This is a genomic window from Desulfosporosinus sp., from assembly GCF_014237355.1.
In the GTDB taxonomy this organism is placed as follows: Bacteria; Bacillota; Desulfitobacteriia; order Desulfitobacteriales; family Desulfitobacteriaceae; genus Desulfosporosinus.
This window is the reverse complement of the sequence record NZ_JABZFS010000081.1, coordinates 1-22,113: the sequence shown is the minus strand read 5'-3', so window position 1 is coordinate 22,113 and position 22,113 is coordinate 1. Positions and strand designations below refer to the sequence as shown.

Sequence of the window (22,113 nt, the reverse complement as noted above, 5' to 3'; positions counted from 1 at the left end):
TAAGAATAGTGAATGTTATCCATTGGTGGAGGAACAGTGAATGCTTGAATTAGTTTATTACCTTAATAGCAAATTAAAAAAGAGACTATTTCTCCATTTCTTAATAGGTTTGGGGGCTCTTTTTCTGTTGCTCGTTTCTCCCGCCCAATCTGTTTACGCTTCCGATGATGCTCAGATAGCTCAATCTTCTTTCGCAGACAGTTCGAATGTCGAAGATTCTACATCTGCAGACAGCCTTTCAACCGAGGAAACAACAGGGGACATAGTTGAAAGTGAAGCCATCACCGAAGAAGAACCGCAAACAACCGAAGAAACAACGGGGGACATAGTCGAAAGTGAAGCAATCACCGAGGAAGAACCTCAAACAGCCGAGGAAACAACTGGAGAAATAGACGAAAATCAAGCAATCATCGAAGAGGAAACGCAAGCAACTGCGGAAACAGACGAGAATGAAGTTGTCACAAATGAGGAAACTCAGCCCGCCACTGAAGATGAACCTATCTCCGTAGTAGACGAAAGTTCAGCCACAGATCCAGAGGCAGGGACAGAAACAGTAACAGAAACCGTAACAGAAACCGAATCTTCGGCAGTAACTCTAATTGACCCCTACGGAACAGTGTACGATGCCATTACCAAAGAAGCCATAGCTAATGCCATAGTAAAGCTCTTCTCAGTGGAAGACGATATCAAGACTCTCTATGTCAATAATCCCGATAATACTAATCCTTATACCAGTACAGATGGCACCTATGATTTTGACATAGTACTTGAGGATGCTGGCGCATTTCAGATTGAAGCTAGTGCCGTCGGATACCTCTCATATGCTTGGGATTTTATTCAGGATGATACTGACCATCATATAAATTTCTACCTTGCTCCGCTTCAGATCAAAGATTCCAATGGGAATATGGTTGATTCAGGTATCAGCAGCGGATGGGCCAGTTTTGACAACAAGGTTACAATCGATCAGGAACTGCTTTATCCCGGTCTTGACTTGAAAATAGAGGCGGCAGAAGGGGAAGATCCTTTTGAGAGCATCACAGTTAACAATGGAATAACGGTTACCACTCGGAAACTTGACGATAGTGATACAGATTATGTAAACGATAACTCAGCTGGAGATTCAGGCAGTATAACCTTTAAAGCCCCATCCATTCACATTGGAGAAGGAGCGAAGCTCTTAGCTCAGGCGATCAATGAGAACGATACTATTTATGAGACCGGGGACATAACCTTGATGGCTACCAAGTTTGGCGGCACAGATTGGATGGATCTTCTCCTAGCAAATCAGGATAATACACAAACAGAGATTATCATTGCCGATGGAGCAATCATAAAAGGTGGAGCAGTAACAATCTCTGCCACTTCCAATAATACCGTAGTTTTTGATGAATCCGAAGATGACGCCAAGCTTTTAAGTGAACGTTGGCTAGAATTAAAATCCGTTGAGTTTTTGGAAGGATTTTCCTTGATTGGTGGGGTTGCCATTTCCAAAGCCGGTTCCCTGATATCTTTGGGAGAAGGCAGCGAGATTAGTGCCGATAGTCTGGAAGCCCTTGCCCAATCCCACGTGAATGCTTCGACCTCTCCCCTGGGTCTTGGTGTCGGAGTCGCAGTGGGTATTGCAGATTCCAAGGCTGAGGTTATCCTGAACGGTACTATCAATACAACCGGAAATTGTCTGATAAAATCACTAACGGACAATACCCTCCAGGTGGTTGGCAGCGCAGGTGGTCAAAAAGGGATCGGGGTAGGCGTTGCAGTAAGTATTTTAAATTCCAACTCTCAAGTCCAAACAACTGACAAATCCCAAATGAATATTGGCGGCGACCTTACTCTTCAGGCAGAAACCATCGATCGCAACTTCACTCTGGCTCGCTCCAACTCCGAAGTAGACGGCAAGGTTTCGACGGCTGTAGCTGTTTCAGAAGAAAACGGCACGACCAGCGCTTTTCTGGACGGAAGAGCGGAGGTAACCGGAAATATTAATGTCATAGCCTTAATGCGCAAAGAGGCTGTGGAAATGAAAAAACTATTTGGCAGCGTTCCATCGATAGCTACCGGAGTCGTTGCCTCTGCCGGCACCAACACAAATAGTTCCGGTGATCTGCTTGAGGATACAAAAGCTGCCATCACGGGTAAGGTTAAAACATTTCTTAAGGATAACGTGAAGCCCTTGGTTTCCAAAAAGTCATCCCAAGCTAATCAACAGACCCAAGGTCAAACGACTTCCTTTGAACTAGCAGCTTCCGTCGCGGTTTACAATGATACAAATAAAGTAACCTCCAGGATTGGTGCCGGTCTTCTGCCGAATGCCGTTAAGTCCAAGGGATCCATCACGGCCAATGCCCGGGCGGAAAGTCAACCCTACTTGATGGCTACTGCATCTGTTTCAGAACCTGCTGACAGCCAGGAGCCTGAAGGAAGCGGATCAACAGATGAGGGAACCAAATTTGCCGGTTCGGCAGCAGTAGCTATCGGTACGTTTACCAACGATGTTACTGCCTTTATCGCCAAGGAAGCCGCAGTTGATGCTGCGCAAAACTTAATAGTCAAAGCGGAGGCGCTCAACGATTACGAATTCGTCTACGGAATCAATTTAATCCAGGATTTATCCAAATCAACTGAGGATGGACAGACAACAGTTAATCCGGACGATCTTGTCGAAGTTCAGGAGGGGTATACGGCAGGAGGCGAGGCTGGTCATCTGTATAAGTACATTGGAAGCGATCCCCTAGAAGCAAACTTAAGTCAAATCAATTATACCGATACAGCTAATTGGGAGGATCTCGGAGCTTCCTGGAAGTATGAGTTATCGGAATTCCTCAGAACCTTCTCTACCTACCTGGATGATAATTTAGGTTTGGGCAATAATGCGGTTAACACCTGGAGCCAGAGTATGGCTAAAGGAGCAAAGGTAAGTATCTGCGGTGCCGTATCAGTTATTGAACTCAATAATAACGCCCATGCCTATATCGCCGAAAACGCTAAGATAAATCAGATGACAGATGAAGCCTACCGTACCGAAGCTCAGCAGGTAGCGGTGGAATCAATGGTTGTGAATGAAGCGGTTCATTTTGGCGGGAATATTGAGCTGCCGGGAATTACGGGTGATGGCAAAAAATTCACCGTCAAGACGACACTGGGTGGGGCTGGTGTTGAAGGGGAAAATGCAGCCGGCGGTACGGTTCTTGTCATCAATTACAATAATGAATCAGTGGCAGAGATCAAGGACGGAGTTCTTCTCTATGGCGACAATCTGAAAGTAACTGCCGACAACAAGGCCTTTATCATCTCTGTTGCTGCCTCAGGTGGTGAAGCCGGAACCTTCGGTCTAAATGGAACGGTCACCGTTATTTCGATTAATAACACAACGCTTGCCAACATCGACAATGGTGCCAGAATTGTGGTTTGCCATCTGCTGATTCCAGGAACGGAAACCAGTCTACTGGTTCGAGCCAACGATTCCAGCAATATTATCAACCTGTCCGGCGGCGTGGCTGTGTCTAAAAGTATGGGGATCGGCGCTTCGGTTGCCATTAATGACATAACACGTAATACCCAGGCAGTTATCGGCGACCTGCTTGAAAATCTGGACGGAGTAAAGCCGATTAATCCGGACTTGACCATCGATACCGATAGTCCTATTGTTTTAGAGGCTGTCAATGGCGGATACATAGCATCCTTCGCTTTGGCGGGCGCCGTCAGCAAGGAAAAGTCAACACCTTCCTCATCTCAGGAAGCCCCTGAAAGCGGGGGTAGTTTTGGACTTGGAATTTCTGCAGAAGTTGTCCTCAATGGGACAAAAGATGAGACTCTGGCCTATATCCGTAACGCTTCACTACGTTCTACTAATTTGGTAATCTCGGCAAGAAATAAGACAAAGGTAATCGCTGCCGGAGGCTCCGTGGCCATCGTCAACACTCAAGGGACTTCCTTGGGTTTGGCTGGTGCCTACACCCAAAATACTATTGAAAATAAGACCAGAGCTCTAATTGACAACTCTGATATTAATTTGTTGACGGGAGATCTTACCGTCGAAGCGGAGTCCGATGAAGAAATTATTTCAATAGCCGCCAGTGGTTCCGGCTCAACTAGTTCTAATAACATCAGCGTTGCTGGACAGGTTAGCATCAACTCAATCTCTAACCAGACAGAAGCTTCGATCTTAAACCGGTCGGAAATTAAGGCAGCAAATATCACAATAAAAGCGGTAGACAGTTCCCGCATTTTTGCCATTGCCGGGGCCTTGGCCTTCGGAGGTAAGGCGGGAATCGGTGCAGCTGTTGCCCTAAACAAACTTCCCTTGAGCGGGCGTAATGCTGTCACAGTCTCTATCCAAGATTCTGCTGTTACTGCCAGCGGCAACATAAACCTTACCGCTAGTTCTACCAACAAGGTCTTCGCTATTACGGCCGCCATTGGGAATAGTAAAGAGGGCATGGCTCTTCCTGTTTCAGTTTCCATTAATACCATAGCATGTGACACGGAAGTTTATATAATAGGAAAGAAAATCACTGGGGAAACCTCCAAAGGGATTACTGCAGCCGGCAATATCGGCATGCAGGCCTTAGACAATTCCTCCATTCAATCTATCGCCGGTGCAGGAACATTTTCCAAAGCAACTTCCTCCTTGGGTGTTGCCGTTTCTTATAACAATATTGACAATAGTCTCTTGTCCTATGTGAAAGACACTATCATCGATTCTAAATCGTTAGCCATCAATTCTACCATGAACTCATCCATTATGAACGTCTCGGCGGGTGAAAGTGCTAACGGTAAAATATCAGCCAATGGATCAATAAGCATCAATACCATTACAGGTAAAGTAGAAGCCTATATCTTGAACTCAATTGTTAAAGCTGAGACAGGAATATCCTTAGCTACCTACAATAAATCCGAGATCGGGGCTATTGCTGGGGCTATTGGCCATGCCAAAACAGCTGCCATAGGTGCGGCCTTAGCCATAAATTATATCGGCGGATATGGTGCTGATGCCGATCAGTATAAAGTCGTAAGTTATATTGAAAATTCCAAAATAGAAGTAAAGAATGACAACGGAAACGGAATCATTCAGCTCATAGCACAATCAGAAGCGATTATTAAGAGCATCAGCTCAGCCGGTAGCTTTTCCAATGGCAAAGCCGCCATCAACGGAGCTGTTTCGGTCAACTATATTAATGGAGACATCGGCACTTATATTAAGGGCTGTTACAGCACTGACCAAAGCAAGCTGGTTAAGGCGGATGGGGATATTTCCCTGGAGGCTGCAGATAATGCTGCTGTCAGCGTTATTGCCGGTAACGCAGCGACCGCTAACAAGGCCGGTATGGGGGCCGCCATCGCAATTGTCGTCATAGGTTATATGGCAGAAGACCCTTTTGCAAACTATAAGATCAATAACCTCATGGACTGGACGTCTGAAGAAGAGGGAAGCGAGGATCAAGACCTTCCGGATTCTGCCTATGAATATGACAATCCTGCCTTTGGTGATTCCAGCCAAGTCAGAACTTATATAGCAGATTCGCTGGTACAATCCACAGATGGCTCTGTAAATCTGAAGACAACCACCAACAAGGCAATCTTTAATATTGCTGCTGGAAGAGCCTTTGGCGGAAAAGCAGGTGTTAAGGGTTCTATCTCTATAAATTATATTAACAATAATGCTTTATCAGAGATTATTCGGTCAACCGTCACTGCTTCAGGGGATATCTCTCTACAGACCCTGTCCCTAAAGCGAACCAATATACCTCAGGCCGCTTTACAACCGGAATCAGATCCAACAGATTCTAATATAACCATCTTTAACGGCAATACGGATGATGCAAACAATGGGAGTCATGACATCACCGCCATCCAATCTCTGGCGGGTGCTGTCGCCGGCGGTGGCAAAGCCGGCGTAGGGATTGCCTTGGCTGTAAACCACCTTGTCAACAACTATATCACTCGTGTCTGCGATAATTCTTACGTTACCTCTCAAACAGGGGATGTCATACTTATAGCGGATAACCAAGCAGGGATAAAGACGATATCGGCAGGTCTAGCCGGTTCTAAAAGTCTAGCCTTTGCCGGTGCCATGTCGGTCAACTTCATTGAAAATAAAGTGTTGGCCTATATCAGTAAAAGCACTGTAACCTCCAATACTGCTAATACAATCCCAACCGATGGCAAGAATCCGGGAATCAGAATAACAGCACAAGATAGTTCAAGTATAGAGTCATTGTCCGGGCAGCTTAATTTCTCCGGTAAGGCGGGCATCGGTGCTGCTGCTGCCTACAATGAAATTGCCAATTTTATCTTTGCTTACATTGATGAATTCTCAAGCGTGATTACTCCAGCTTATACAACCCTTAACGCCTCATCCGACTCGAAAATCATGAGCATTTCCTTAGGCGGCGGTTTTGGAAGCAAACTATCAGCGAATGGATCCGTGAGTATTAACACTGTTAGTAATTATGTAGCCTCCTATATTCTTAGTTCAACAGTAGAGGCAGATACTGGGGTAGTACTAACTGCCAATGATAAATCGGAAATTGGTTCCGTTGCAGGTGCCTTCGGAGGATCAAGCAGTGCTGCTATCGGTGCTTCCGTAGCCGTGAATTACATCGGCGGCTATGGCGGGTCGGGTGATCCACATCGGGTCTACAGCTATATCCAGGATTCCAGAGTAATTGCGGTAAGTGGTACGGTACAGCTTCTGGCCCAATCCGATACGATAATCAAGAACCTCAGTGCAGCCGGTGGCTTTGCCGGAAAAGCTGCGGTTAACGGTGCTGTTTCCCTAAACTTTATTAATACGGATATTGCGGCGTATATCATTGACTGCATCAGTCCGGCAGACACACCGGATGGCAATACAAAGCAGGTAACTGCCCAAGGTGCAATCCTTATAGACGCCATAGATAACTCCGCTATCAGTGTCATTGCAGGCAACCTATCCGGTGCCGGCAAAGCCGGGATAGGGGCAGCGATTGCTATTGTCTTTATTGGCAATGGTAGTATTCCTGTTAACCAATACTTAAATAACAATATCATTACAGATGGCAGTACATCAGAAGAACGGGATTTGACAGACGCTGATTATGCTTACGACGAACCTACTTTTACAGCTCAGAGCAAACTAAGAGTTTTTATCGTGAACTCTGTTGTCCAATCCACAGCTGGGGCAATCCGTCTTACTGCCTCCTCCAACAAGGTAATTTTCAATATTTCAGCCGGAGTTGCCATAGGTGGAACCGCCGGTGTTCAGGGTTCAGTCTCCGTGAATTACCTGTATAACGACGTCTCAGCTTACATTAAGAATTCGATAGTTGAGGCAGGGCAAGACGTCATCTTAAAAGCGCTATCCCTGAAAAGAACGTCAATTCCCCTTGGAGCTTTGCAGGTAGGATCAGACTGGGGAGACGTAAGCGCTTTTGACGGCGGGGCTAATCATGAGGATGGTGAGGAAAACTCTTTAGATACCGAACCTAACAGTCCCGACCATCTCACCTCCATTCAAGCTATTGCTGGAGCAGTAGCAGGTGGAGGATCTGCCGGGGTTGGAGTAGCCATAGCAGTAAATCATCTGGAGAATAGTTACACTACTTATATAGTAGGTACAACCATTAAGGCTGGTGGGGATGTATTGCTTACCTCCAACAGCCAAGCAGGTATCGAAACAGTTTCGGGCGCAGCAGCTGGTTCAGGGACCTTTGCCGGTGCAGGTTCTGTTTCATTAAACTTTATTAAAAATAGAATCCTCGCTTTTATATCTGCCAGCACGGTAGATGCAAAGGATGTCGTACTGGAAGCAAGGGATACTTCCAGCATCAAGTCCGTTTCCGGCCAGATTAATTTTTCCGGCGGAGTAGGCCTGGGGGCAGCAGCGGCTTATAACGAGATCTCCAATATCGTCATGGCTTATGTGGAAAAGGATTCACTAGGAAATAAATCCGTACTTAACACCAGCGGAGATGTAAAAATAGGAAGCTATTCTACATCCACCATCAGCACGATTGCAGCAGCGGGTAGTTTTGCTGGGTCAGTGGCTGGTTCAGCAACCGTAGCCATTAACCTGATAAATAACGAAGTGAAAGCTTATATTGTTGATTCAAATGTTAGAGCAGAGGGCAATGTTTATGTATTAGCTCAATCACATAATGCTATCAATAGTTATGGTGGTTCTGTTGGCGGTGCTGGAGTGGCCGGGATAGGAGCGGCAGTCGTTGTTAATCAGATTAACAATACAACCAAGGCTTACCTCAGCCAAGCAAGTGTCATTGCCTTAGGTAACGGGGCTGCCCTCACTGTGAATAAATGGGATGATGATGGTAATAAAACGACTCAGCTTGTTAAGGGCTTAGTGGTCATCGCTGATAACCGAGAAGCCATAACAATTTACTCGGGTTCTGCGGGGGTAGGCTCAGCAGGCGTCAGTGGTCAGGTTTCCACGAATATCATCAATAATATAACGGAAGCCTATCTCACCTCATCCAATATCAACACCGATGAAACTAAAGGAAAATGGGTTATTGTCAGGGCTAATCAAACGACTGGTCTCCGAATCTATGCAGGAAGCTTGGCCGGAGGAGGGGCAGCAGTCGGCGGTGCCGTGGATGTTACCAAGATCGGCAATCAGACGAAAGCCTACATTGACCTTTCTGTGGTTTATGCAGGAGACGGAGTGGAAGTTTCGGCACTTACAGAACTGAAACCTATAGACGACAGTTCTCCAACAGTCATTATCGCGGGAGCATCCCTATCCGGAATGTTCTCCCTGGCCGGGGCTGTCTCAGTGATCCTAAGTAAAAATATTAATGAAGCCTTTATCCGAACATCCGACATTTACTCACTGGGTTCCATTGGGGTAGTTTCTAATCATAATGTAAAGGTTGATGTTTACGCAGGCACAGTGTCCGGCTCAGCCTTTGTTGGTGCCGGTGGGACAGTTATTGCAAGCTCCTTCCAAAACCTCTCCCGGGCCCAAGTCAAGAATTCTAATCTTAACGCCAAAGGAGCCATCGAGGTAAAAGCCCGTTCGCGGGATACTATTGATGTTAAAGTAGGTACTGCCGGAGTAGGACTTACAGGAGCAGGGGTGGCAGGATCCGTCTCGGTAACTTTGATTGAGACGACCACCGAAGCTCTCATTGAAGAAATCTCAGGAGCAGAGGGTGGATACTCGAAGCTGAATCAAGATTCCCGTTACCGACCAGGAGGTCTGTACGCACCAGGGTCTGACCAAACCGTTTTAATCAAAGCAGATAACCAAACCACCGTGGATACAATCGGGGGTGCTTTAGGGGCAGGATTATATGCAGGCGTCGGAGCTAGCCTCGATTATATAAGCATTCTGAATAGAACCGTGGCGATGGTCGGTACCGGCACAAAAATCTATGCTCGGGGAAATATCACCTTGGAGGCGGGATCTGAGAAGATTGTCAACTCTACAGTCTATTCAATGGCCGGTGGACTTCTAGGTCTCTCGGGAGCCATTTCAATCATTAATATAGGATCTCCTATCTCCAGCCATGGAGCGGGAGAATTTAACAATGACTTAAGAAATCAGTTAACTAATGACCTCTCTCCCAATAGCCTTCTTTACTATCGGGACGCCAATGGAAACAATCACAGTCGACTTCCGGGTGACAGCTTCGGTACCAGGGCTGCTCAGGCAATCTCCGCTGCCGGAGGACCGGATGTCATTGGCTCACTGGATCCACTTCTTGACACAAGTTCAAAGATTACCGCAGCCTTTATCCAAACCGCCGGCAGCGCTGCTTCCCGAGCAGAGATTTTTTCCGACGGGAATGTGGTTATCAAAGCGGATAATGAGTACAACATCTCATCTACACCTAATAATGCAGTGGTGGGTGCGGCTGGCCTAGGTGCGGTTATTGGTATCGTAAATACCCGGGAAAATACCCTTGCTTTCGTTGGAAATTATGGATACATCCGGGCAGCAGCTCTGACGGTCAAAGCTGAGTCCCTTGAGACCGCCGCCGTCGATGCTTCAGCAGCTGCAGGCGGCCTGCTGGCAGGTGTTTCGGCCAATATCGCCCTGGTAAATGTCAAACCGTTGGTTGAGGCCTATTTGGGGGATTATAGCAAAGTCTATGTATCCAACGACGTGTCCGTTTATGCTGAAGTTACCCCCCAGGCAACAGCAGACGTAAGAGGAGTTACTGTTGCCGGTGGTATTGGGGCCGGGGCTTCTATTGCCGATGCCCAAGTTTCTTCCACGGTTAATGCTTATATCGGAAGTACCAGTGAGGTTGCCAGCGGCTTCCAATTCTTACCCGGCAACCCAACACTCATCTTCTCCAGTAATGCTGTCTTTAACGGCGGTGGTATTTCCTTTATCAATATTACAGCTTCTTTAGTCGATGAAACTCTATCCTTTATTCCGCGGGCCAATGACGGCTATGATGTGCTACGCCGTAGCAGCGGCAGTTGGCTCGATGATGGTTTCGTGCCTAATTACCTCATCACCGTTGTTGAGGGCGAAACGATGTCTGTCTATCAGGTCAGGTCCGTATCGACCTTGGATCTTACCTTAGAAACTCAAGATGCTTGGGACGAAGCTAAGGTTGCCAATGTTTCGGTCTATAGTGGCAAGCCGCCCAGTGAAATAAGACGGACGTCTGGCAGTTGGCTAGACGATGGATTCTTCCCTGATCAATTAATCGAGATTTCCGGAACCCTTCATAATAATGGGTACCACCAAATTGAATCAATCTCAGATGATGGCAAAACACTTTATCTTGATGTCAGCGGGGAAGTTACACCTGAGACCATCGGCAGCGGGGGACAGATAACCATAAGTGGGGATGCTCCCGACCGAATCAGAAGGAACAGCGGCAGCTGGACCTCTGACGGATATGCTGCCGGCCAGTTTATAAGGGTAACGGGAACAACTCATAACAACGGGATGTACCAGATCAAGTCCATTTCCGAAGATGGCCGGCTGCTTACCCTAGAGTCCTACAGTTCAATGGAAAGAGAAAGCACAGAAGATGCCCTGTTTGCGCGGAGTTTCCAAACCCTTCCTAGCAAGCCAACGGTAATCTTCTCTAGCGATTCAGTATTTAACGGAAGCGGCCTTACCTTCTCCTATGTCACGGCTACTATGGCTGATACTGCCTTGTCCTTTAGGCCTCAGGCTAACGGGGGCTACGATGTTATTACCCGAGCTGACGGCAGTTGGATTACGGAAGGCTTTGTAGCAGGTTATGATATTACAGTAACCATAGGGGAAGCTATTTCCACTTATCAGATTCGGTCAGTATCCGATCTGGTTCTTACCCTGGAAACTCAGGGTGCTTGGACTGAAGACCGGGAAAATGTCACGGGTGTATCAGTTAGAAGCAGTCAACCCTTCGGCCAAATCAAGCGCAGTTCAGGTAACTGGCTTGACGAGGGCTTCTTCCCTAACCAATGGATCCAAATCACAGGAACAGATTCTAACAACCAAAGTGTCCAAATCAAATCTATTTCCGACGATGGAAAAACCCTTTACCTTGATGTAAGCGCGGTTATCACCCCTGAAACCATCGGCTCAGGTCGGCAGATTACCATTAGCGGAGATGCCCCAGACCGAGTTAGAAGGGACAGTGGCAGTTGGACGGATGACGGGTTTACCATCGGAAGCCTGATCAATATTAACGGCACAGCGTATAACAACGGCATGTATCGGATCAAGTCCATTTCCGAAGATGGGAAATTCCTAACCCTAGAAACTGACAGCTCCTTCCAACGCGAGACCACTCAAGAGGCGCTCTTTGCCGGAGGAAAAATTGATTCGACAGTGTCTCAGCCGATCTGGCTTGGAACACTCACTGTCAATGCAGCCCAAAAAGTTCCTGCCGGAGGAACAACTGCTACGGCTAGAGCACATGGCTCAGGTGGGGGACTTATCGCCGGCATTCAGGCTAATGAGGCTAAGGCGACAAGCAGTAGTCAGGTTAAGGCCGGAATTTATGATAACACAAACCTGACCATTGCCGGAATCATGACCGTCAATGCCCGTACTGACAGTACCCAAAGAGCACTAGCCGATGGCTATAACGGGGGCTTAGGGGCTGCTAATTCTAACCATGCTAGAGCCACCTCCAAAAATATTACTGAAGCACACCTAAATAAAGGAATAGATGTTTTCGCCTATCAATTGGACCTAAACGCTACCGGTTTAGACGACAACTACTCCGAAGCAGTGGCAGGCAGCGGCGGATTGCTTACGTTAGTATTGATAAAAGCTGAGACAAGTGACCAAAGCCGGACGACTGCCTATACAGGTAATAAAGTAGATTCACAATATAAGGCCGAAGATCTGACGATTAAAGTACAAAATTTGCGGATTAACTCTGACCATCTGGCCCGCTTCAACAGTAAAGCGGATGGGGTCAGTGTGGCAGGTATCGGGATTGGCAGTACTTATGCCTACAATAACATTCGTCCGGTTGTGGAAATCAAAATGGGAGATTACACTTCGATTCTGGCAATGGATAGTTCAGCCAACGCTAGCAGCCGTGTGGAGAAGAACTGGCTGCCGGGTAATGCCTATAACGTGCGTTCCCGATCGGGAGCCTTGGTTGACGTGCCTGCTACCAAGAGTGAAACGATCATTGTAAATAATACAACGATTTATGTAGGCCAGGACTCTGAGTTAGTCGTTACAGGATCAACTGTTAACCCGGGACGATTTGAGCTTAATGCCTTTAACATAGTCGTAGCCAAGGATAAGGCAAAGCTGCAAAACGGCGGAGGCCTCAGTGTGGCCCAGTCTCATTCCCTCATCAACTGCACAGGTTATGCTACAGTGGAAATTGGTGAAAGGGCTAAGCTGATAAGCGTCGGCGATATCACTCTCACCACCCGTGATCGTCAGGAAATCAACACCAAAACCGAATCGACAACCTATGCCGGAGTGTCTGGCATAGCCACCGGCAGATCCAAGTCTGAGGCTTACGCCAACAATCGGGTGGTAATCAGAAAGGACGCTCAGCTATACTCAGAAGGAAACATCAATTTACTGGCAGGCCGTGACGGGGATAATCGCACCAATGCCTTCTACGTTGATGCCAAAACTGACGTTCTTAATTATACCGTAGTGCCTATCGGCACCAAGCCCTCAGCACAAGCGACCACTGACCAGACCAATCTGATGACGATTGAGGGCGGAGCGTTGCTGGAAGCGGTTAAAGATGCCAACCTGTTGACAGACCGAGGAGTAACCATAGCAACAGCCGAGGGTATTGGCAAGAATCTCTACGATAAGCTTTTGGGAACCGACCTCAAGGAAGGAAATAAATCGAATCCTATTTCGGTTCAATCCAGCGTAAGGGTTGACGGAACAGTAAGAGTGGGTATTAAGAACAAACTCTGGCTGATCATCGACGTCGACGGAAATCCCCTTGAACACGGCCCGGAGGCCTGGATGACTCTCGAACAGAGGATCCCATTTACTCTTCGATTAGAATCTAGAGAAACCAATCTTCTCAATGAGTTAGAGGCTTTGAATAAACTCTATGCACTTTATGCCAACACCTCTGCCGGCTATGCTTATAAGCTCCAGATAGAACGAGTGGTAGCCGATCTGGAGAAATTGGGCTTTGGCGAGGGATCCTCCAGCAATTTCAAACCCGAATACCCCTTTGTAAACTACATCATCATCAGCAACGTCTGGGCCCAGGCCTCCTATATCAACGTCAATGCCAATAACTTGTATGGCAGCGGCCGGCTCATAGCACCTGGAGATGCAGAGATCGTTATAGAAAACCGGAGTACCAATTTCCTTCGCTTAAATGGACTTACCATTCCGCAGACCGGCGGGGACATAGTGTTTAACGGTTGGTTAGTCAGCGAAAAAAGCAGTGGCAGTAATTACAACAGCTATATTAACAATAACAACAAAGAAAGCGGTTCCGTTGCCCAATTTACCTTTAACATTGGTACCAGCAGCGGTAATGATCCGGCTATAAGCGTTGAAAATACTCATACCGGTAACAGTACTGCTGGAATACCTGCACCTGACATTGAGGTCACTGGGGAAATAAATAACATCAACGGCAGTCTGCTGCTAAAAAGCCAAGGGGCTGTGGTTTGTTATGGAGATATTAATGTCGGAGTCAACAATACCATCAGCAGCACATTTATTCAGAACTATGTTGACACCATCTATAATACCGGGGGTGAGCCGGAGTACCTTTGGAAGATTCCGGTCCGACTCACCGAAGCTATGCGGATGACCTATACAGGTGGAGAAGGAAATTTCTTTTATAAGCTGTTCGGACTGAAAGATAAAATTGAAAACGCCTTAAACAATCCACCTACCAGCAGGATCCAGGCCGATACCATTTATATCAGTGCCCGCTACCTTAACATTAACGGTACCATCCAAGCCGGGCGTCAGTACAACATCACTTTAGGAGCAGATGTTCTTACTCAGATTAACCGCTACCGTAATTCTTCCACCCCACCCCTCAACTATCTTGACGCTCCACTCAAAGTGGGAGGAGACTTCACCGCTTACTGGAATCAAGCAACCAACTCTATTGTGATCGAAAACCTTAGAGTTCGGGCAGGATACATGGAATTGTTCGGGCAGATCATGAACACCAGTGAGACCGGCGGAAAGATTGAGATACTGGACGGTTACGGAAGTATTAATATCAATAATCTAACCGGTTATGACCTCCTGCTGAAAGGACTGGATAGCGGGGATAAGATGGAAGGCAAACTGGTTATTTATGACACTGCTTTGATGAACAACGCCCTTGGTGGCTGCGCCCAACCGGTCAAAGTAACCTATGAGCGGATTAATGGCGAGGTTAAAGTTTCAGGCGGCGAAATCAAGGATCAAAACGGCAATATCCTTGGGCAAATGGCACTTGATCCCGCACACTATAATCCATTAGCTGGTCAAAGATATGTCTGGACGACTGCTCAGACTTTCACCCTTACAGTAACCTCTACCTACCGTAATTCCAGCTGGCTGGGACTCGTTAAATGGCGCCCTGGTGACCTGCATAGTCAGAAAACAAATCCCTCCACCCCTAAAACCATAAGACAGGGCGACTATGTAACATATGACAGCAGTCATATCAACGATCCTTATCTTTACTATTATCAAAAAATAAGTATCCCTCTGACAGATGAAAACGGCAAGCCTGTAAACATCAAGGTGGTAAGCGTTGAGGACTGGGTCAAGAAGACCTGGTGGGGCAAACGTACCTATTACCATAGAGTCGTGGAGCAAAAGGGTTATAAAGAAGTCCATACCCACAGCATTAAAGCGGACTACTCCATTGGCATTGGTTTCACTGGCAGCGAATCAGGCGGCTCAATTAATGTCCAGTCCAATGGTAACATCATCATTGATGGTGCTATCAGTAATGGCGGAGGTGATGTCAGTCTTGGCTCAAGTAATGGCTCCATCGAACGGGGTGATGGAGAATCGACCACGATCAGCGCCAGAACTATTAACCTGTCAGCTAAACAAGGAATCGGGAATACCACTTATATCCTCATTAACCAGGGTGGCGGAGTCCTTAATGCCAATACTACCAACGGTTTAATTGATATGAAAGCCCAGGATACCTTGACTCTTGGCTTAATTGAAAACTTAACCGGAGATATCATTTTAACAGCCGATACTCATATCCTATCGGGTTCTGCATCCTCCCTGGTCAAGGGCAATAAGATCAAACTTGTGGCTCAGGGCGGGCGCATCGGAGATGTTAATCAGGCTCTGAGAATAGACACTCAAACTGAATCTCAGCAGTCCGGACTCCAGGCCACAGCCTTTGGAAACATCAATCTTAAAGAAGTCGCAGGTAACCTTTCTTTAGTTAGTATCGAGTCACAAACCGGCAATATCAGGCTTGAAGCAGCAAGCGGCGACCTGATAGATGGCAATGCAATGGGCGAGCAGAACGGGGTGGCACGCGGACAGTTTATATCCCTCTGGAACGAACAAAATCTCTCAGGCTCAATTACGGCCTCTCAACTGCACAACCTTCTTAAAGGGGTTCTGGCAGAGGTTTTGAATACCGTTATCCGAACAGAAGAGTTTAATCTCAAGGGCAAAGATATTTACCTTAAAGCCTCAGGCAGTGTAGGGAACCAGGTTCCTCTCCAAGTCAACCTGCCGACGGATAGTTCCCAACTCAGTCTGGATGACATCATGACGATTGCTGCCGCTGAGCCACAGGATCTCACCTATTATGATGCCAGTGGAAATGCCCTTGCTCCAACGAATAACAGCACAGTCGTATCCTATGTTCGCCTGAAGCAGCGAGAAGATCTAAACGTCGAGGCAACCGGTCGTTTAGACATTGAATCGGGAGGTTCCGTCTACCTTGGATCCAATCACAATATCCGACTGGGTATAATCAAAGGTACCGAAACCAGAATCAAAAGCGGCGAGGGTATTTACGGTGTCACAGGTGGAACAACTGCAAATATTACCTGTGAGGATCTTTTACTTGAGGCAGCCGATGGACCTATCGGTGCGGCCGATGCTCCGTTGACCATTACCATGCTCAATGCTGAAAGCCATAACATTACAGCCCGGGCCAAAGAAGACATTTATCTCAAAGGTATGGCAGGCAGTGGCCAACCAGGCAACTTAACTATTGATTTTGTCTATACCCCAGGAAATATTTATCTTGAAGCTGCAGGTTTCATTAGAGATGCCGACGACATTGACAGGATAAACATCAAGGGACAATCCCTCAGCCTAAGTGCTTCTTCCCTTGGACAGAGTGACAACTATCTCAGGATCAACCTGGCTGCAGAGGGGATTTTTGAAGGTGCTGCAACGAACAGCATTTACCTCTATGAAACCTTAGGCAACCTAAACCTTGCTCAGGTCTCCTCCGCAAGTGGAGACATCTATCTCAAAGCAGCTCTAGGTATCTATAACCATGACCAGGACTCCACTCCTAATCTTGAAGCTGGCGGGCAGATCAATTTAATTGCCTATGACGGAGACATTGGTTCACTTGAGAAACTCTTAAACATCCATACCCGTAGTGGGGGCGCCTTAAGGGCCGTCGCTAAAAATGATCTTTACGTTAGCGGAGTTGCAGGAGATCTATATTTGGACGCCCTCTCCAGTCAAAATGAACATGCTAAAATCGATCTTACGGCCACCCACAGTATTAGAAACAGCAACCCCATCGCAGCAAGCTTAAATATCAAAGCGAAGAAATTACGCCTCAGCGTAACGGATAATATCGGTGCTTTGGATAGGTTCTTACGCACCGAGGTCTCCTACATAGAAGGGTCTGCCCAAAACGGTGGAATTTGGCTGCATAATAATGGGCACCTCACTATCGGAGATTTCACCGAACTTCAAGGGTTAAGTTCCGGCAGTTCAATGACTATCCTAACTTCCGGCAGCCTGGAGGTTTTGGAAAACATCACAGCTGAGGGAGAAATTCTACTAACTGCCCTTGACGCAGGGAGTGGGGAAAATGTCCAAGATATCATTATCCCCGCCGGAATTACGATCTGGTCTAAGACGGCTTCAATTGAGCTTAGAGCAGGAGATAACATCCTGCTTAGCGACAAGCTGCTGCTTGGAAACGGAACTCAATTAACCCCAGCTATTCTTAAGGCCGCAACCGAAGTGGTTTTACGAGTAGATTACAATAATGCAGACCCCGGAGTGGGAGGAACCCTAGAATTATACGGAAAAATCTCGGCTCCTTCCCTCATAATCAGTGGCCAAGGGGATCAGGACACGGTGATCATTCGCACAAGCAGCCCGCTGCCCAATACTATCCTGCAGGCCGGTAACGGTAATGATAGTATTACGTTGGATAAACTGGAGCCTGTCATAAGTCAGTATGAAGGTGGCCGGGCGACGATTACTCTCGATGGACAAAATGGCAGTGATCAATATCTGATTAATTTAGTAGGTACCAGTAATTACATTATCACCCTTAATGACAGTGGTAACGGTCTAGGTGACCGTGACCTTCTGACGGTCAATGCCACCGATAACGCCGACCAAATTCTCATCCGTCGTAATTTCTTAGCCCTGATCAATCAAGGAGTTGATCTTGACGACGATGGCTGTCATGACGTGGAACGCATCAATTATAATAGTTCCCTCGAACATATATATCTAAATACCTTAGACGGCAATGACAAAGTCCATTCCGATGACACTAGTACCTACTTTACCATCGACGGAGGCAAAGGTAATGATGTCTTCCAGATAGCTCAGGTCTTTAATTCACCTCGTGATGCCGAAGCGGTAGCCCTAGGGGATGCATCTGCTACTGTCCATACCACCCAAGGCTTCCTCAGCCGAGGGATCAGTGTCCCCATGATTATTTACGGTGGAGAAGGGAACGACTCCTTTGCGGTGTATCACAACAAAGCTGAGCTATCTGTCTTCGGTCAAGATGGTGATGATAAGTTTCTCGTGCGTGCCTTTGTCGTGCTTGACAGTAGTGGTGACCAGGAAATGACCAATATTACAACTGGGGACGGTTTCAACGAAGTGGCCTACGCCATCAATGCCCCGGTTAATATTGACGGCGGTGCAGGGTTTAATACACTCGTAGTCTTGCTCACAGAATATAACGACCATGTTGTCATTACCGAGGATAAAATCTATGGTGCAGGGCTGACTGTCCGATATACCAGTATTCAACGTATTGAAGTGGACGGTATGGCAGGGGATGATGTCTTCTACGTCTTAAGTACCGGTCCAGGGGTAGAAACTGTGCTCATCGGTAACCTGGGCAGCGATACCTTTATTATCGGTGGGGATATAACCGGCCAGGTTACAGCCATTGATGAAGAAGGTAAACCAGTCATCCTGCCATCCCCTACTCATAAGACGGGTTCAATCCAAGGGAATTTAAAAATCATCGGCGGGGTGCTGGAGGGTGCCGATCGTTCCTTGTCAAGAGCCCTAATCCTGCCCACTGAGACCAATAAGTATATCCCGACCGGTACAGCTTCATCCTTCGGAAGCAACACCCTGACGGATGACTCCTCAAAATTCACCCAGGAAGTCGTCGGCTACTTTGTAGGAGTTCTTGATGAACAGGGGCAGGTGGCTCAACTGAGGCGCATTGAGTCGTTTACAGAAAACACTTTGACCTTGGATGTTGACTGGAATGGAAATCCGACTTCGGGTGTTAAGTATGTGATTCTCTTTGCTAGTCCCAGCCTGTTTGTGGATGAATCCACCCAGACAGATAAACTACAAGTTTATAATGACCAGTCTGATTCCGATGACTCGGGGGTCTTGACAGAAACCATGCTTTCCGGTCTGAACATGGCCTGGGGTATCGAATACAAGGAGTTTGAAGTACTTCAGATCTGGCTGGGTCAAGGCAACGATACCTTAACAGTTAACAATACAGCGTTGGGAGTACACACTGAAATTAATGGTAATCCTGGCAGTGATGTATTGAATATAATTTCAACTCAAGACGAATTGGTATTAAACGGTGACGAAGGTAATGATGAATTTAACCTAGATTTCACCCAAGCTGACTTAGTTATTAACGGTGGTGCAGGTGATGACGACTATAATCTAGTCTTTAATGAGTTTGCCGAAGGAAACGTAACTATCAATGGAGATGCAGGGGACGATTACTTCAACCTGGCTTATGATCCGGGGTATGCGGAATATATCCTCTTAAATGGTGGGGCAGGATCAGACACCTTTGACTTTGCTGACGAACTTGTCCTCAATGGCAAAATAAATGGCGACGCTGATTTGGATACCCTGGACTTTTCCGATTATAGTACTGCCCGTCATATCTCAATCTTGGCTTGGGATGACTCTGGCTATATTGGAGTCCAGACAGGAAGCCTAGTAGGACCTTTGACTTCAATTACTGAAGGATTTACAGGTATCATGCGGATTATCGGCTCTCCTGTTGCTAAGGAAATAGAAGGGGATAAGTTCTACAGCATAATGGATGAAAGCGGAGAGTGGACGCTGGACGGGGATCATAGTATCTATCAAGTGAAGGATCAAGCCGTTACTTTAAACTTCAGAAATTACGACTTCCTGTATGGCGGTATTAAGGATGACCTCTTTACCCTGACCGGCGCAGAATATGGACGCTTATTTGCGGGTCCTGGGCACGATTCCTTTAGGATGTTAGACGGCGCTTCGCTAGCTGGCAACATGGACGGCGGCGGTGGGAATAATACCCTGGATTACAGAGACTACACCACTCCCGTTGAGGTTAATCTCTCTACATTTACAGGCACGAATATCACTCGCTCCGTAGTGGGTATCAACAAGGTTTACGGTGGCCAGGCAGATGATATCCTGATTGGTGACAGCGGAGACAATGTTTTAGCTACGACTGGCGGTACCGACCGCTTAGAAGGATTATATGGAAATAACACCTACCTCATCTTGGCTGGTTTTGATACCGTTCATGTCCTTGAAACCTTATTAGGAAAAGACACCTTAGACTTCTCCAACCTGACCTCAGATCTTACCTTTGAAATGGCTGACAAACGGGTGACCTCTGGAGTTAGTACTGTCTACTATCATGAAGGAATTAGTCAAGGAAGTCAGATTGAAGCCTATATCGGCGGTTCCGGAAATAACCGGTTCGTCTTTGCCCGTGAGTTTGTCCTGCCTCAAGGCACCAGAATTGACGGTGGAGCAGGCTTTGCTATCCTGGACTTTTCTACCTATGAAAATGCAGGAAATGTTAGTCTAACCGGCACAGGATTAAATGGCTACTCCGGTAATCAAGCAGCAATACCAGGTGGCTTTGCCAACATCGACAAACTGGTAGGCAGCCTGAGCAAAGAAAACACTCTAACAGGGATGGATGAAGACAGTACCTATACCTTCAGGGACATTCACACTGTAACCGTTCATAATAATAGTCTGGATAAGGATATCATCCTGGAATTTGAAATCTATCAACACCTCATCGGCTGTAGTAAAAAGGATACCTATGCCTTCGTTGACGGTGGCAGCCTAATAGGTTCAATCGATGGGGGTCAAGGAACTAACTGGCTGGATTATACCAATTACGGTTCCAGCGATGGCATAACAGGAGTAACCCTAGATTTAGCACAAGGCATTATCCCTGGTCTTACTGGAATTCTCCCTAGCTCAACTGTAATTTTGAAAGCAGTCCCAAATATTATCGGCACACCTTATGACGATAACCTTTTAGGAGATGACGCGGCTAATATCATGATCGGCGGGGAAGGCAACGACACCCTTTCCGGTAGAGGCGGAGACAATACTTACATCTTCCATGCCAACGCGGATTGGGGAAATGACACCGTCGAAAACTCCTCTGGTCAGGGAACTCTGGACTTTACCAGTATAATGAAGGATTTGACAGTGGATTTGGGGACCGTAGAGGATGGAGCCACAGTCACAGACGGAACTAATACGGTAGGATTCAGCGGAATAAACCTCATCCAAGCTGGTTCCGGAAACAACCAATTTAATATCTCCGGCAATTACGCAATCAAGCTCATGGGAGGCACTGGCGACGATACCTTCAACTTTATTGGCAGCGGAACCTTAAATGTCTTAATTGATGGTAAAGCAGGGACTAACACCCTAAACTATAGCGGTTACAATACTGCAGCGACCTTTAACTTAGAAACCTCAGCAGTGACCTTCATTAACCTACCAACCTCCATTGCAACAAGTCTAAAAGAATTTAGCAATATCCGTCATCTTATCGGCAGTGCTTACAGCGATACCCTCATCGGCCCAGATACAGATACCCAGTTCAATATAACCGGAACCGACTCAGGCAATGTCAATCAAACCCATTACTTCACCGAAATAGAAAATCTCCAAGGGGGTAAGGGCATTGATCGCTTTACCTTCACCGAAGATGGAGCGCTTCAAGGAAGTATTGACGGCGGTCTCAGTGAGAACTGGCTGGATTACAGCAACTTCAGCCAGGGTAACGGAGTCACAGTCAACCTCTTGGAAGGGATGATCCAAGGGATATCGGGTACCCTAACAGCCGTCAATAACATACTAGGCACGATTTATGATGACCTCTTGATCGGCAATCAGGCGGATAATACCCTATCCGGTCTGGCAGGCAACGACACCCTCAAAGGGATAGGCGGCAGCAACACCCTCATCGGCGGCCT

1 protein-coding gene is annotated in these 22,113 nt (G+C 46.9%); it reads left to right on the top strand.

Annotated features, from left to right (window positions below; translation table 11 throughout):
- Positions 1-40 precede the first annotated feature (40 nt).
- On the top strand, positions 41-22,113 hold a 22,073-nt coding region (locus HGJ98_RS20420), incomplete at its 3' end, for a hypothetical protein (RefSeq protein ID WP_291353551.1).